Origin of the sequence: Cerasicoccus frondis, from assembly GCA_031296915.1 — a bacterium.
In the GTDB taxonomy this organism is placed as follows: domain Bacteria; phylum Verrucomicrobiota; class Verrucomicrobiia; order Opitutales; family Cerasicoccaceae; genus Cerasicoccus; species Cerasicoccus frondis.
Map to the genome: position 1 here is coordinate 224956 of JAVDPC010000005.1, position 15620 is coordinate 240575.

A 15620-nucleotide genomic window follows, 5' to 3' on the forward strand; every position below is an offset into this window, starting at 1 on the left:
CAGAGGCGGCAATGGGCACGTTGACGCTCTTGATCGATGATCAAGCGGTAATTCGTGCAAAATGCTTGCATTTCGCTAATAGAGGCTATACGGTTAGCTTATGCCAACCCCAACCGGCTTTGATTTACCCCCCGAGCTGTTAAAACGGCTCAAATTCCGCGCCAAGCGGGATAAACGGACACTGGAAAATGAGATCCTGCACTGTCTGAACCTCGGCCTGACTCGGGAAAATCCACCCGAGCGCTTTCAAGACCGCGCCCGCCGCCTACGGCAGGTCTCACATGGCGTACTCCGCGTCGACGACCTCAAGCACCTCATTGAGGACGGCCGCCGATAGCCAACCTACTCTGCCAGCCAGCCTACTGTGGCGAATGCTGCCTGGGCCCGGCCTCTTTCCGAGGGGTCGAGCCGCCCAGGCGGTCATCCGATTTTTGTCCTGTCAACAGCGTTGGATTGACTGACTTGCTTCTGGCTGACTCCATGGGCCCGTGATCACGTTAGCACAGCTGCCGCCCAAACCGGAAACCGGGCATTGGGTCCATGACTTGGATCCGTTCATCATCCGCTTTCCTGAAGGTTGGCCGATTGACGGCCTGCGCTGGTATGGTCTCGCCTACGTGGCCGGGTTCGCCGTCGCCTTTTTCCTGCTCCGGCTCTATTACAAGCGCGGGCGCTCACCATACAATCCCGACCAACAGGCGGATTTTCTGTTCGCCATTATTCTGGGCACGTTAATTGGCGGGCGGCTGGGTTATTTCCTGCTCTATCGCTTCGACGAACTGCTGCAAAATCCGTTGCTAATTCTACGCGTGTGGGAGGGCGGCATGGCGAGCCATGGCGGCATGATCGGCATAGTGCTCGGTATGCTGTGGTTTGCCCGTAAAACCAAGACCTCGTTCTGGCGGGTGGCCGACATCACCTGCACACTGGGACCACCCGGAGTCTTGTTTGGCCGCATCGCAAACTTCATCAATGGCGAACTCTATGGACGGCCTACCGACTCCGCCTGGGGCATGCATTTTCTGGACTACCGCTACAATCCCCTCACCGGCTACAATGAGTGGTTCTGGACTCAACCAGTGCACCCATCACAGCTCTATCAAGCGGCGATGGAGGGACTTGTATTGACCATCTACATGCAAGCGCGTTTTTGGCTCAGCGACCCGAACAAACGCTCGCTCGGTCAGCTAACCGGCGAATTTCTCATCGGCTACGCCCTGCTCCGCATCGCGGGGGAAGTCTTCCGCGAGCCCGACGCCTCACTCATCCTCGGCATGTCGCGCGGCGCATTTTACTCGCTCTTCATGATCATCGCCGGCGCAGCAATCATTACTTTGCGACGCAAAGCAAAGCCAGATACTTTGCAGGACAAAGTAAAATAGGATTAGATCCGCGAGACACGACCAAAGTCGAGGCGCGTATAGCTGATATTGCCGCGCAACAGACAAGCCCAGTCATATGGCCCATCGGTTGGCGGCTCGCCATCGGCGTATTGGAAGTCAAACGACGCCGGACCAGAGCGCTTAAACAGGCACTTGATATTAAACGGTGACAGCGCGGTTTCCTCAACTTCAGACGCAGCAGTGGTCATTGAGGGAAAATTATAATTGTGCACCACCAGCCCATCTTGTCCTTCGCGTAACCTTTGCAATGCAAAGTTGGAGGCCCATTCTCCCGCCGACTGTAGGCTCGTCACCAGCTCGCCCTCGGCCATGCCATGGTTCTGCCGCAAATGCTCATAGGCGGTATCAGGCACCTGATGAGAAAATGCCAACGACGGCAGGCCCCAAGCTGCGCCTTCCAATGCGCCCGCCACCGTGCCTGACGAGAAAATAAGCGGCGCCATGCAGTTAAAGCCCAAGTTAATGCCAGAGCAAACGCCATCGGGCATGTCATCCGAAAGCAGATGCCCGAGAGCGATGTTCACACAGTCGCTGGGCGTGCCATCGAGCGCAAAAGCCCGGCATGGGAAGTTCTCATACTCAGCAAGGTGCACTTGCCCCTGGCGGCTCATCGCGCGGCCAATCCAACTCTTTTCGCCCATCGGTGCGGCGACGGTTACGCGAAAATCCTGAACCAGCGCATCCACCAGCACACGCAGGAAAAACGAATCGATTCCGTCATCATTGGTGACGAGGATGTGTTTTTTTTCAGACATAAACTCAGGCTACCCAAGCTCGCACCAAGGTAAACGCCTAAACCAGCGGAGCAGATAATTGCCGGGAATGCATCCTCCCAAACAATTAAGCAATTCTCAGCAACGCCTGCTACTTGCGGCGACGCAGCCAAGCGAAAGTCAGTACGCCAAGTCCCAAAACAGCGGCATAGGTAGACGGCTCTGGCACAGCAGAAGCGTAGCCCTGCAGTGGTCCCTTGACGACATCCGGAAAAGTCCCATCCGAGCCCAGATAAATGCCGGTTACACCATCCATGAACATTGAATTCGTCAACTGATGCGGCACGTTAAAAGTAATCTCACCCGAACCATTGGCCACTTGACCATCTTGAATGTAATTGACGAAGCGCAACTGCAGAGGCTCGTCATACGCCAACGAATTATAACCTACGTAGACTTGATCGAGGTAATTGGAACCAAAACCAATACGGCCACCTCCCGAGATGCTGCTAAATGAGGCCTGAACCGGCCCGGAAATATCCACCAGCAAAATGTAGCCTTCGTTTTCTGGAAGCGTCGGCGCATCGATAGTCCCTTCGAACGAATACTCAAGAGTCGTCGGGCTCGAAACATTAAACTGAAAATTAAGTGTGCCAAACGCATTCGCAGCGGACACGGTTAGACCAACTAGCAGCAAGGTTGATTTAATCATATAGGGACTAAAATAGGCACCCAACAAAGAAGGTCAATCTAAAGAGATAAGGCCTAAAGCAATTAACCCAACAGCCTCAAACCTCTGTATATAATTCAAGCACTCCCTATCCCCATGCCTTCGTTGGATAGCCAGTCGCCTTGACGTCCGCAACAAACACTTTGCCAGCATCGGGCTGCTTGCCTCGATCCTCATCGGACAGGCCATTGATCGCAGTCGTAATATAGAGCTTGTCGTAATGCTCGCCACCAAAGCAGCAACTCGTGCAATTTGCCGCCGGCATCTCGACCTTACCGAGCTTTTTGCCAGTGCGCGGATCATAATGCGCAATTTGCCAGCCCGCCCAATGGCCGATCCACAAATTATCGTCCGAGTCGATGCACATGCCGTCCGGCTTGCCATCTTCGGGCGGGATCTCGATCACGACTTCCTTATTGCTGAGGTGGCCGTTGTGCAAATCGTAGTCAAACTTCCACACTTGGCGCGAAGGCGTGTTGATGTAGTAGAAGGTGTGCGCATCCTTGGTCCACGCCAGTCCGTTGGAGTTACAGACCTCGCCCAGGATTTTCTGGCAACTATCACCACTCGCAGAGAGCGAATAGAGCGAGGCGCCAACTGGATCGCGCGCATAAGAAATCGTGCCCGCCACAAAGCGACCTATCGGATCGCATTTGCCATCGTTAAAGCGATTGGCGTCGCTGCCTGCTTCTGGGTCAACAATCAGGATCAACTCGCCGCCGACGGTCAGGTGATGCAAACCATTTTCCAATCCGCAAATAAACCCTCCCTGCACGGCTGGGGCCGCCACGCCAATCGGCGTGGGAAACTGATGCACGAGCACAGACTCCTCGCCTTCCAGCCGACGAAGCTGTTTGCGGTCGATGTCGACATAGTGCAATTTTCCCTCGTGCCAGAAGGGCCCCTCCCCCAACTGGGCAATGTGATACGTAGCAGGTCGTGGTGTGTAGATCTCCATGACTCCATCCCAGCTACTTCGCTTTGACTTGGCAAGGCCAAGACGAGCCATTAAACGCTACGCTATGTTAGAAAAAGCCCGGGTCGTTTCTGCGCTCATCGAAAAACTGGAAGCCGAACTCACCGCCGCCGACCATGCCTCGCGCGACGCCGCTGCCTACGCAACCAGCGAGGAATCCCGGGCCGAAAGCAAGTGGGACACCCAGGGCCTCGAAGCTTCCTACCTCGCCGCTGGGCAGGCTGGCCAAGCGAAGCAGCTCGCAAGCGCTCTGGGCATGATCAAGGGGCAGGCCTCCGAACTGGCGCGCCCCTGCACCTCCATCCAGAGAGGCGCCTTGTTTAACTGCAAGCTAGGGCGCACAACGGAATGGTTTTTCTTTGCCCCCAGTGGCGGCGGCGAAACGCTGCATGTCGATGAGACGGAAATCACCGTCATCACGGCGGACTCCCCGCTGGCTCATCGTTTACTCGGCCTGAGCAGCGGCAATGACTTTTCCTTGCCCAATGGAGCGCCAGGCCAAGTGCTTACGGTCAAGTAAGCGAGCTATATTTAATAGCGGTCGCCCTGAAGGCCAGTCTGGCCAGGCTCTTCGCGATCAAAAGGCGATTCGTAGGATTGTTCGTGCTGGCGCGCCTTGTTGCCTGCTTCGACTTTTTTCAAGTAGCCTTCAGTCGTCGTCGTTTCACCGGTTAGAACCGAGCCAACCGGAGTGGCTTCGATGTCTTTCTCTGGCTCATCGCCGCAACCAGCAAAAAGAAATACGCCCAATGTCAGGCAGGAAGAGAAAATCAGTGGCATACGCATAGCGTGTTCGATTGTCACCGAAAGGGCTCAACCGTCAAGCGTGTAAGTCAGGCGGATTCGGTGGTTTACTTCAGGGCGATGAAACGCGTGAGCTTGTTGGTTTCGGGGTGCCGTTCGAGCTGATCCACCACGGAAACCCTCACTTGTGGGTTTGCTAAACCGGCCTGCGACAGCTCTGCGCCGATGTCACGCGCCAATTCCGCTAGGTCAGGCGTCTCGTGAGCAATCAAGAACACGTCAGCGCCCAGCGGCGTCTGGCGCACCTGATATTCTATGATCGCCGCCTGCTGGCCCAACACGCCACGGAATACCATCGGGTGGATCTTCAATCCACCATAAGTAAACCACACATCAGCGCGACCGCGGATTTCCGTAATGCGCCGATAGGCGGGAGCCTCCCCCTGCCCTGACGGCGCAGCGACCACCGGCGAATCCGTCATGACGTAGCGAATGAGCGGCATTGCCCGGCCGTAAAAACGCGTCATGACCAAGTGGTCCGCCTCACCAGTTTCTATCGGAGCGCCGTGTTCGCTTATGGCTTCAAAAATGCACACGTCTTCCGCCAAAAGGATTCCATCAAACGCATCGCCTTCGACGCCAGTAACGCCAAATTCCACCGAACCCCAGCCATTGTGAATGCCAATGCCCCAAGCGCGCCGGGCATTATCCCTCGCCTCATCGGTCAGTGGTTCAGAATTAACTGAAATGCGCAGCAGCGGAATTTTCAACCGTCCTTCCAAGGCCTCGACGCATAGCTCTTCCACCAAAGATGAATACCCCACGAGGCGATCTGGTTGGTAGTCGTTAAGCTGATCCACTAAATCGCGAATTGACGTGTTTGCCGGAAACACGCGCACATCTCGCCCTGGGTCTGCCGCCACCGGAAACAACATCCGGCTACCGTGCAAATAACTCCCTGCACAGATAACCGCAGTGCGACGGGGGTCGCGGGGCGGTTTGGTCGCATCATGCAACGCCTCAATCCGGTTCGTGGTCGCCAGCGTCGCTAGAAATAAGTCTTCGTCCCAAACGTAGAGACCGCGAGTTCCCGATGAGCCACCCGTCGCGGAGAGGTAAAATCGATCATCCAAATAGTAGTTCGATTTCACGCCATCGCGCAAAGCGGCAAGGTGGGCGTTGGCGCGTTCGAGCGTTAATGCCGGGTCGGTTACCAGGCGATCCCAGTTCGCCATGACGTCGGCTTTGGTAATGGGCTCGATGCCCGGCAAATCCGCCAGGGTGAATGTCTCGGGGTTCACGCCGCGCAACCGTTCTCCGTAGAATGGCGAATGCGCTTTCGCGAAAGCAAGGATCTCACGCAAGCGCAATTCCTGGTTGGCCAATAGCTGCGCACGCGACCAACGAAGTCGCTCAATCGCCGCCGGTAGTTGTTCTCGAAACCGTAGGATACTGGCTTCACGTATTTGTTCAGCAGCATTCATGAATCAGCAGAAACATACTTTGCATTGCAAAGTAAACACATCGAAACCAGGAGTGGCGCGGGCATGTAGACATCTTGCCCAGTCTATGGGCTTGAGGTCAAGGACGCATACACATGGGCGGAATGCCTGTATTCATCTGGGGTGAATCAGCTTTTCCCGATTAATACGCTTTTAATTAATGAGATGATAGAATCACGCCCTCCACACCAGAAAGTCATCCATGAATCGACGACTACTCATTCCATTCATCACACTATCATCGGCAATCACATCGTGCTTTGGCGCAATCATGTCCGTACCTGAAGCTCCAGAGTCGGCGCTTATCGTGCATCAGGAGAACCATCAGGAATCGCCTCAGTTCATGAAAGTCGATTCTCCGATGTTTCCCTACACAGCCACATCAGAATCAACGACTGGAATCCTGATCGATTTAGTCGACGAGAACAGTAGCCTTTTAACTCCTGACTCTCAGCTATCCACTGAACAGGTTCAGGATCTTACCTATCCCCAGCCAGTGAAAAGAAATCAAGATACGCCAACAATACCAGCTCTTGGCGCACTCACGGGTTTTGGCCTACTACTCTGGCAGGGCGTGCGAATTTTCATCTAGCGCAGTACAGTAGTAGCAGTAACATCCATAGGGTAGCGCGATTCCTCGAAACAGGGATCGCGCTACTATTATGGGTGCCTTTGCACAGTGCGCCAAGGTTTTGGTTGGAGCGAAACGCTTCTTAACCTTCGGCGCGCTTGCGGGCCTCGGCTTCAATCGCCTCTTCCATGGCCTTGAGTTTGACCTTGGTCTCTGCCTGAACCTTTGCCAGCTCCTCGGCGGATTCGACGTCTTCCTTGCCAAAGCAATAGAACTTGATTTTAGGCTCAGTGCCAGAACCGCGGGCCGCGATCTTGTAGCCATTATCCAAGGTGAAGAAGTAGAAGTTTTCCTTCGGGATCTTCTTGCCGTCCGCGTCCTTTAAATCGTCCTTACCAAAGTCGATCATCTCCTTGACGCCAACGCCTCCGATCTCCTTGGGAGGGTCGTTGCGGAAGCTCGCAATGATGTTCTGGATGGCCGATGCCCCTGTCGCGCCTTCGAAGTAAATATTGACCAGAGACTCGAGGTGGTAGCCGTATTTCAGGTGAATTTCGTCCAAGTATTCCTGGAATGTTTTGCCGAGTTTCTTGAGATAGGCGGCGAGCTCACAGATCATGAGGCAAGCGGCGTTGGCGTCCTTATCACGGACACGGTCGCTGGCCAGATAACCGTAAGATTCCTCTCCGCCAAAGACGTAGAACGTGCTGTATTCCAGCAGCAGCTGGGCGCGGGTGGAAAGGTCGGTCTCGTCGTAATCCAGCGCGATGCCTTCCTCCTCAAACATTTTTTCCTCCAGCTCACTCTGGTAGATGCCAAGCTTCTCGCCGATCCACTTAAAACCGGTCAGCGTATTGATGCACTTCAGGCCATTTGCCTTGGCGATTTCCTCCTGCAAAGGAGTGGTCACGAAGGTCTTGATGAGCGCGGCATGCTCGGTGCCTTCCGTTGGCAAGATGCCGATTTCCTGCAAAGTCTTCACACGATACTCGGCCAGCATGGAACCAGTCATATTACCGGTAAAAAGGGTCCATTCGCCATTTTTATCCGGCGCAGCCAACGCCATACGGTCATCATCCGGGTCCGTGGCGAGCACGAGGTCCGCGCCAACTTCCTTGGCTTTGGCGACCGCCATGCTGAGCGCCTCGGCGTTCTCAGGATTGGGCGACTTAACCGTCGGAAAACGCGGGTCCATGATCCACTGCTCGGGCACATCGACCACTTCGATGCCAAACTCCTTCAGCAGCGGCACGGAGGCTACGCCGCCGGTGCCATGAATCGGCGTAAAGACTGCCTTGGGGTGAATTTCTTCGAGGATGTCCGGATCCAAAACATTGTCTTCCAAAACATCGAGGTAGGCTTCGTCCTGCGTCTCGGGGAGCGTGACGACCTTGGAAATATCGATGTCCAGGTATTCCGGCAGCTCAGACCATTCGACTGCGCGCACGAGGTCGATAATGCCTTCGGCGTGCGGAGACACCACTTGAGCGCCGTCAGCAAAATAAGCCTTGAAGCCGTTGTCATGCGGCGGATTGTGGCTCGCGGTGATGACGACGCCCGCCGTGCAATTGAGGTTGCGCACTGCAAAGCTCAGCGCAGGCGTGGAGCGCGGACCGTCAAAAATAAGCGCCAAGCCGCCGAGCTTGGTCCAAATGCTCGCCGCCAGTTCGCAGAAATGTCGCGAGAAATAACGCACATCGTGGGCGATAACGATCTTGGGCGTATCGTAGATTTCCTCTTCCTCCAGGTACTGCTTGCAGTAGCGGAAGAGGCCGATCGTGGCGCGTGCGATATTGAAATCGTTGATGATGTTGGTGCCGACCGCCGCGTGTTCGGGGCTGTCTTTTTCGTCAGGCGTTCCAGTTTCCGACTTCGCGGATACGCGGCCGATGGTGCGCCCACGCATGCCGCCGGTGCCGAATTTCATTTGCTGAAAAAAGCGGTCGTTGAGCTCTTCCCATTCACCTGCGTCGACCAATTCTTCGATCGCGGACGACGCCCAGTCTGGCAAGAAGCCGCCAGTAACGAAGGCTTCGAGGTTTTCCACGGAAGTCGCCAACAACTTACCATCAGCGCCAGCTTGCTTGATTTTTTCCAACACGGTAGCCATAAACGCGTAGACTACGCAGGATTGAGCCAATGGATAAACAAAAAACTGCGGATTCCGCGCGTTACAAGTTTGTTGATTTCTGAGTGGCAATTCGGGCGCGATTTTTGTTGGATATAATTCCCTATGGACGACAGCCGATCGTCTGCCGCCCCTGAGGCTGCCCTATCGATCAACGCAAATGCAGAAATCCAGCGCTTGCGTGAGCTTCTGCGCGCCCACGAAGCGCGCATCGAGCAGTTGGAAAAACAAAAGTCCTTCTACGCGAAAACACATTTGCTCGGCAATATGGGTAGTTGGGAGATCGACCCCGAAACCAATAAGCTGACCATTTCACCCGAGTTAAGGGAGCTGTTCAATGTCGCCCCAGATTATCAACCCAAGCTGGAAGACATCTATGCTGTGGTCGTTCCAGAGCATCAGAAATCTGCACGCAGCATTTACGCGGAACCATTGCCGGAAGGTCAGTCACGCTCTGCGCGCATTCGGATTCGCAAACCGAATGGGCAAACACGCTACCTGCGCCTGACCGTGTGCATGGGAAAGCCGTTCGGGGATAAATTAATCCGCTACGGCATTGCTCAGGACATTGAAGAACTTGCCGAAGCCGAGCGCGTCATCCAGGCAACCGAAGAGCGCTGGCAGCTTGCCTTGGAAGGCAGCGACGATGGCGTGTGGGACTGGGATTTGACCACCGACGTCATCATCTTTTCTGACCGGTGGAAGTCCATGCTTGGCTACGCGCCCGACGAGATCGAGAACCACTTTGACTCCTGGAAAAAGCTGGTGCACCCAGACGATAAGCCAAAGTCCATGGAACTCATTCAGGAATACATGGACGGCAAAGTTTCCAAGCTGGAGCTCGAATTTCGCCTGCGCACCAAAGACGGTGGCTGGTGCTGGATTCTTTCCCGTGGCAAGGCTGTCTTTGACCACGATGGCAAACCGACCCGCATGCTCGGCACGCACACCGACATCACCGAGCGCAAAAAGCAGGAAGAGGCGTTCAAGCGCCTGTCTCTGGTGGCCAGTAAGACGACAACCGGGGTCGTCATCACAGATTCCAAAGGCCGCCTGACCTGGGTGAATAAAGCCTTCGAGAAAATGACCGGCTATTTCATGGAGGAGGTAATCAGCAGAACGCCTGGCTCCGTCCTGCAAGGCGCCGCGTCGGATAAAATAATCGATAAACAAATGCGCGACTGCGTGCGCAGCGGTCAGGGGTTTCACGTCGAAATTTTAAACTACCGCAAGTCGGGCGTTCCTTTTTGGGTGGAAGTGGAGGCCACGCCCATCCACGACATCAACGGCAAGCTCGTTAACTTCATCGCCATCACCAACGACATCACCACACGTCGTCTGGACCGCGAGCGCATCGAGGAGAGCGAGCGCCGCTTCCGCGACATCAGCAACGCGGCAGGTGAGTTTATCTGGGAGCACGACATCAATGGTTACTTCACCTACGCCTCCGACCGGGTTAAGGATGTAACTGGTTATTCGCCTGGAGAATTCATTGGCCGCCACCCCAAGGAAATCGTGGCCCCTGGCTTTGAGGAATTTCTGCACAAGCAAATGTCGCAGCACTTCGCCAATGTCGAAACCTTCACCGGCTTCGAAGTGCCCAACGTGAGCAAAGACGGCAGCATTGTCTGGTTGAGCATTAGCGGCGTGCCGATGTATGACCGCAACGGCACGCTCACTGGTTATCGCGGGGCCGCGATGGACATCACCCAGCGCAAGCAAGCGGAGGAAGATCTTTCCAAACTCTACCAGCGCTTTCAACTCGCCACCAACTCCGCCCGCATCGGCATCTGGGAGTACGACTTCGCAGCGGAAAAGCTGGAATGGGACAACATCATGCACGAAATCTATCGCCTGCCGATCGAACGCTTCAGCGGGGCGATGGATAGCTGGGCGCGGGTCATCATCCCCGATGACTACCCACCCTTTCAAAGCACGATCAAATGCGCCATCGAACGCGGGGGCAATTACCGGCTGAATTTCCGTATCGTCTGGCCCGAAGGCGACATTCGCTACATCACAGGTAACGCACTGGTCCAACTGGATGAAAACCAGAACCCCGTGCGCATCATTGGCAGCAGTTGGGACATCACTGAGCAAAAACGCGCCGAGCAGGACGCCATTGCCGCCAAGGAAACCGCAGAAGACGCCAACCGCGCCAAAAGCGCATTCCTGGCCATGATGAGCCACGAAATTCGCACGCCGATGAATGGCGTCATCGGCATGATTCAAGCCCTCAAGGACTCCCCCCTCAACGACGAGCAGGAGGATTATCTTGGCATCATCGAGACCAGCAGCGGCTCACTGATGACCATTATCGACGACATTCTCGACTACTCCAAAGTCGAGGCAGGGCGCCTCGTGCTGGATCTCCGCCCCATCAACGTCGCCTCCATCATCAACAGCGCACTCAGCCTCTACGCCACCCATGCCGGAGAGAAAAAACTCGAGCTCATTCACCGCATCAATGATGATGTGCCCGAAGCCATCATTGGCGACGAAATGCGCATTCGGCAGGTGCTGGTTAACCTCGTCAGCAACGCCATCAAGTTCACTGACCGCGGCCGGATAACCGTTAAGGTTTCCTGCACTCGCATCGCAGATGACGCCGTGCAATTACACTTTTCGGTGTCCGATACTGGCATTGGCTTCAGCAAAGAACAGGCGGATGCGCTCTTCGAACCCTTCGTCCAGGCGGACGCCTCCATCACCCGTCGCCATGGTGGGACGGGTCTCGGGCTAGCGATCAGCCGACGTCTCGTCGAGCTGATGGGCGGGGAAATCTGGTGCGAGAGTTCCCGCCTGCTGGGCACAATTTTCCACTTCACCCTCAGCGCAACCGTCACCGATCCCTCCAAGCTAAGCGGCAAATGCGATGCGTCGCTTGGCCGCGTTGATTACCCAGGCCGCATTTTGCTGGCTGAAGACAACCCCATCAACCGCAAGGTCGTGCAATTCGTCCTCAACCGCCTCGGCTGCCTGGTGGACAACGCCGCCAATGGCCGCGAAGCCGTCGAATGCTATCAAAAAGAAGCTTACGACCTCATCCTCATGGATGTGCAAATGCCAGAGTTGGATGGCCTGGCCGCCACGCGTGAGATCCGTCAACTCAGCCGCGACGGCGAATCTCCCTGGATCATTGGACTTTCCGCCGCCGCCATGAAGGAAGATCAGGAAGCAGCCTACGCTGCGGGTATGAACGACTTCCTCAACAAACCCTTGAAGCCTCAGGAACTCGAAGCCGCCCTCCGCCGCGCCCCCAACCCGGTGAGGTAGTTTTTGGGTTAGGCAGAAGGGAGATGGGAGAAGGCAGAAGGGAATAGCTGGGCTAATCGCGACCCGCACAAATCTACCTCAATCTGCGAGTATTTCTTCGCTGAGACTTTCAATCCATCTCGCCCCTTCTGCCTTCTCCCATCTCCCTTCTGCCTCAAAAAAACATGTATAATGTTCCACTGGGGAGACATTGTCAGCGCGCCTTGCACATCACAGGCTATCGGGTAAAGTAATTCAGCGATTGTTTTCCCTATGAAATTCCGAATATCCCTCTCCCGTGCGGCGCTCGCTTGTGCCTTGCTATGCGGCGTATTGTCCGCCCGCGCCGCCGAACGCCCCAATGTGCTTTTCCTGTCGGTCGACGACTTGAAGCCCAGCATGGGCGCCTACGGCGACAGCCTGGCCATCACGCCAAACATCGACCGTCTGGCGGACGACAGCTCCGTCATGCTCAATAACTACTGCCAACAAGCCGTTTGCGCGCCATCGCGCATGAGCATGTTCACCGGGCTGCGCCCGGACTCAACCAAAGTCTGGGATCTGCGCACCAACATTCAGGACTCCAACCCGGAGGCAGTCACGATGCAGCAGCTCTTTAAGGAAAATGGCTACACCACTGCCGCTTCGGGCAAAGTCATGCACGGCGCCCGCAACGAGCACCCAGAGTCCTGGTCCGTCCCCTTCACATCGAAAAAAGACCTGCCCTACGCCGAAGGCTTCCCTGTCCCCGCTCACGACAACGCGTTCTACCAAGGTGAGCACGAACAGGAAGTTTACGCCGAAATGCAGGCCGAAAACATTCGCGACTGGCGCAAGCGCATGACCTACATGGCCGACAAGGGCGCACAGCCTTCCATGGAAGGACTCGACATCCCGGACGATGCCTATGCCGACGGCGCACTCGCCAACTGGGCCATCGATCAACTCGAATCCTACGCGCAAACCAAGGAGCCATTTTTCCTGACCGTCGGCTTCATGAAGCCTCACCTTCCTTTTGTCGCGCCCAAGAAATACTGGGACCTGTATGACCAGAAAAACCTGCCTTTGGCCGAATTCCGTGAACACGCGGAAAACACGCCAGACTGGGTTTATCATAAGTATGGCGAGCTCCGCTCATACTCCGATATTTCCAGAGACTGGAATACATCCATCGACGACGACACCGCCCGCGCGCTCATCAACGGCTACTACGCCTGCGTCTCCTATGTCGACGCCCAGATCGGCCGCGTCCTCAACAAGCTCGACGAACTCGGCCTCGCCGACAACACGATCATTGTTCTCTGGGGCGATCATGGCTGGCACCTCGGCGACCATGACATGTGGTGCAAGCACAGTAATTTCGAGCAAGCCACCCGCTCCCCCCTCATCATTCATGCACCAGGCTTCAAGCCAGGACGCGTGGAGAGCATGACGGAGTTTGTCGACATTTTCCCGACGCTCGTTCAATTGGCAGACCTAAAGGAACCTTACCCGCTCGAAGGCGTGAGCCTCGTGCCCGTCATGGAAAACCCCAACGCCAAGGTGAAGGATTTTTCCATCAGTCAATATAACCGCCAAAAGGACACCATGGGCTACGCGCTGCGCACAGAGCGCTACCGCTACGTCATGTGGATGGGCGCAAACTGGCGCACAAACATGCCTTTCGATCCAAGCCTGGTCGAATTCGTGGAGCTCTATGACTACGAAAACGATCCCTTGGAAACCGTGAACGAAGCGGAAAACATCGCCTACGCAGACGTCGCCGCCGAGCTCAAGGCCCAGATGCTCGACTACTTCAAAACTTATGTAACCGCGCCTCAACCAGTCGCGGCAGCCTCCGCTGGCAGCGCGACCAACATTGACCTAGCCGCGATTAACCTCAATGCCACCACCAACCGTTTTGCCCAACCTTCCCGCGATGGCGACGGCATCATGATTGACTTCGAGCTGAGTAAAAAATGGCCCAGCGTAGACTTCTTTGCACCGGGCGGCTCCTGGAATCTCTCCGCCAATAGCGGCCTCGAAGTTTCCGTGACCAATCTGAGCCCTGAGCAATACCGCGTCACCGCCTACGTCGCGAACGAAGGCGACGTCAACGCGAACAAAAAACGCGCAGGCGGCGGCGAATACGTACCCGGCGGCGCCACCCGCACCATCAAGATTAACTTCTCCGACAGCCAGGGCCCATTCAACCCTGCCAACGTTGCCCAGATGCGCATCTTTGCTGATAAGCTGAGCGCCCCCGGCAAGCTACGCATCAACAGCGTTACCGGAGTCGGTGGACAGTTCAAGTCTGCTGCGCCGCAGGCCTCCGCACGCCCCGCAGCCACAACTTCCGCCCCGACCCAGCTTGCAGGCGAAGGCAGCGAGTTGTTCGATCCGGCGACAGTAAACCCAATCACGCTGCCCACCCGCTTTTCCCGTGGGACAGTCAGCAACGGAGAGCTCATCCTCGATTTCGAGAACAACCCCAAGTGGCCCAGCGTCGACTTCATGGCGCCGGCTGGCGGTTGGAATTTGTCCAATGCAAGCGGTGTGGACATCTCCGTTACCAACCTTGGCAACACGCAATTTCGCGCGCAGTCCTATGTGGCGAATCCGGACGACACCAACGCCGACCGCAAGCGTGCGAACAGCAACGTGATGCTCGCGCCCGGCGACACCAAAGTCATCCACATTCAGTTTAGCGACAGCCCGGCATTCCGTTCCAACGACGTGAGCTACCTGCGCATCTTTGTCGATAAGCTCAACGGCCCCGCCCAACTCCGCGTAAACAGCGTCACCACAGTTGGCGGCTCGGCGCAGGGTGGCAGCGCCCCGCAGGCATCCAATTCTGGCGCAGCAAATCCCATGGTGAAGGAAGGCAGCACCGGCCTGGGCAAAATACAGTATATCCGCGACCACGGAGCCGCGAAACCCAGCAGCGCACCAACGCGCACAGCGGCCAGCAACGCCACCGCCAAGGCAGTGACCGGAGGCGAATTGTTGGACATGAGCCAGATTTCCAGCGCCAACACCGAGCTGCGCTTTGCGACAGTCGCGCCCAACCCTGATGGCAAATCCGCGCGACTCGACTTTGAACTCAGCCCCAAGTGGCCCAGTGTTCAATTCTTCCCGCAGGAAGGCGGCCTCTGGGACCTCAGCAGCTACAGCGCAGTCGACGTCACCCTGACCAATGACAGCGCCGAGCCGGTTAAGGCGTTTGCCTTTGTTGCGAACCCGGGGCACACTCAGCAAACGAAAAAAGCCGTCAGCGCCAAAGCAACAATTGGCCCCGGACAAACCGAAACGTTGTCCATTGTCCTGGACCCCAATACGCCCAACTTCGATCCAAAGCAAGTTGAGGAGCTTCGCGTCTTCATCGGCATGCACAAGTCGCCCATTACCTTAACGATGACCGACGTCACTGCCCGTTAGCCCCCCCAGCCTCCGGCTGGACCGATCAATTTGCCCATTGGGCAAATGCCAAGCAGAAACGCAACTAACATATTTAAGCAGGGCGGAACTCAAGTGGTTCCGCCCTTTGCTTGTACCAATTGCTGGGTAGTGCTTTTAGAAACATGATGCGCATCATGAACAAAGCAGAGACGACTGATGC

The 15620-nt window shown here is 56.0% G+C and carries 12 protein-coding genes; 6 read left to right on the forward strand and 6 right to left on the reverse strand.

Translation table 11 applies throughout. From position 1 onward, the window contains the following. Positions 1–100 precede the first annotated feature (100 nt). Entirely contained in the window at positions 101–337 is a 237-nt protein-coding gene (locus RBB63_RS06150; RefSeq protein ID WP_309382165.1) for a hypothetical protein, read from the forward strand. Positions 338–488: 151 nt separating this feature from the next. Next, positions 489–1382: a prolipoprotein diacylglyceryl transferase gene (lgt, locus tag RBB63_RS06155; protein ID WP_309382167.1), complete on the forward strand. Its 894-nt coding sequence runs from the start codon at positions 489–491 to the stop codon at positions 1380–1382. Between the two features lie 2 nt (positions 1383–1384). Here the strand turns inward: lgt and surE are convergent, their stop codons facing one another. The 3 genes from surE to RBB63_RS06170 form a co-directional block, all read right to left on the reverse strand. Further along, positions 1385–2158, reverse strand: a complete 774-nt coding sequence (surE, locus tag RBB63_RS06160) for a 5'/3'-nucleotidase SurE (protein WP_309382169.1) — start codon at positions 2156–2158, stop codon at positions 1385–1387. Positions 2159–2267: 109 nt separating this feature from the next. Next, complete coding sequence (locus RBB63_RS06165) at positions 2268–2828, reverse strand: PEP-CTERM sorting domain-containing protein (protein ID WP_309382171.1); 561 nt, start codon at positions 2826–2828, stop codon at positions 2268–2270. A gap of 106 nt (positions 2829–2934) precedes the next feature. Continuing rightward, positions 2935–3804, reverse strand: a complete 870-nt coding sequence (locus RBB63_RS06170; RefSeq protein ID WP_309382173.1) for an SMP-30/gluconolactonase/LRE family protein — start codon at positions 3802–3804, stop codon at positions 2935–2937. 64 nt (positions 3805–3868) lie between these two features. On the opposite strand from RBB63_RS06170, the gene RBB63_RS06175 reads away from it, so the two are divergent. Beyond that, a complete protein-coding gene (locus RBB63_RS06175) occupies positions 3869–4342 on the forward strand; it encodes a hypothetical protein (RefSeq protein ID WP_309382175.1) in 474 nt (157 codons plus the stop codon). Positions 4343–4353: 11 nt separating this feature from the next. Here RBB63_RS06175 and RBB63_RS06180 read toward each other — a convergent pair whose 3' ends face one another. Further along, a complete protein-coding gene (locus RBB63_RS06180) occupies positions 4354–4602 on the reverse strand; it encodes a hypothetical protein (protein WP_309382177.1) in 249 nt (82 codons plus the stop codon). 71 nt (positions 4603–4673) lie between these two features. After that, positions 4674–6050 carry a phenylacetate--CoA ligase family protein gene (locus RBB63_RS06185; protein WP_309382179.1) on the reverse strand — a complete coding sequence of 459 codons (1377 nt, stop codon included), beginning with the start codon at positions 6048–6050 and terminating at the stop codon, positions 4674–4676. 220 nt (positions 6051–6270) lie between these two features. On the opposite strand from RBB63_RS06185, the gene RBB63_RS06190 reads away from it, so the two are divergent. Then, positions 6271–6660, forward strand: coding sequence for a hypothetical protein (locus tag RBB63_RS06190; protein ID WP_309382181.1), 390 nt, complete (start codon positions 6271–6273; stop codon positions 6658–6660). A gap of 121 nt (positions 6661–6781) precedes the next feature. Here RBB63_RS06190 and RBB63_RS06195 read toward each other — a convergent pair whose 3' ends face one another. Then, on the reverse strand, positions 6782–8749 hold the full coding sequence (locus tag RBB63_RS06195) for a phospho-sugar mutase (RefSeq protein ID WP_309382183.1): 1968 nt from the start codon (positions 8747–8749) through the stop codon (positions 6782–6784). A 123-nt stretch (positions 8750–8872) separates the two neighbouring features. Here RBB63_RS06195 and RBB63_RS06200 point away from each other — a divergent pair, with 123 nt between their 5' ends. Next, a complete protein-coding gene (locus RBB63_RS06200; RefSeq protein WP_309382185.1) occupies positions 8873–12043 on the forward strand; it encodes a PAS domain-containing hybrid sensor histidine kinase/response regulator in 3171 nt (1056 codons plus the stop codon). A gap of 252 nt (positions 12044–12295) precedes the next feature. Then, complete coding sequence (locus tag RBB63_RS06205; RefSeq protein ID WP_309382187.1) at positions 12296–15439, forward strand: sulfatase; 3144 nt, start codon at positions 12296–12298, stop codon at positions 15437–15439. Positions 15440–15620: the final 181 nt, after the last annotated feature.